Source organism: Pseudoalteromonas sp. S4492 (genome assembly GCF_005886115.1).
GTDB lineage: Bacteria > Pseudomonadota > Gammaproteobacteria > Enterobacterales > Alteromonadaceae > Pseudoalteromonas > Pseudoalteromonas gelatinilytica.
In genome coordinates this window covers 1-306 of the sequence record NZ_PNCP01000317.1, presented here as the reverse complement: position 1 = coordinate 306, position 306 = coordinate 1, and the positions used below count along the sequence as shown (strand labels likewise).

Sequence of the window (306 nt, the reverse complement as noted above, 5' to 3'; positions counted from 1 at the left end):
TGCTTTGACAAACAGTTCTTCTATGCCTTTGTAGAGTTTTTTCTGATTTCCTTTTACTGCCAGAACATAGTCTGCTTCCTGCTCTATGCATTGTTGAGCCACCTTTTTCTGACAGCCCATAGCATCCAATGTGACAAGGCAGCCTTTCAGCTCTAAAGCTTTGAGCAGTTTAGGTACCGCTGTAATCTCATTGGATTTCTTGTCAACACGCTCCTGCCCAAGCACCAGCTCGGCACTCCAGGCGCTAACCATAAGCACAGGCTTCTTACCTTGAGATTTAGAGCCTCGCATGGCCTTTCCATCAAC

General features: G+C 46.4%; 1 protein-coding gene. It reads right to left on the bottom strand.

The genetic code is table 11. The features are described 5' to 3' along the window. The coding region (locus tag CWC28_RS21705) for an ISAs1 family transposase (RefSeq protein WP_138625783.1) at window positions 1-306 on the bottom strand (306 nt) is incomplete at both ends.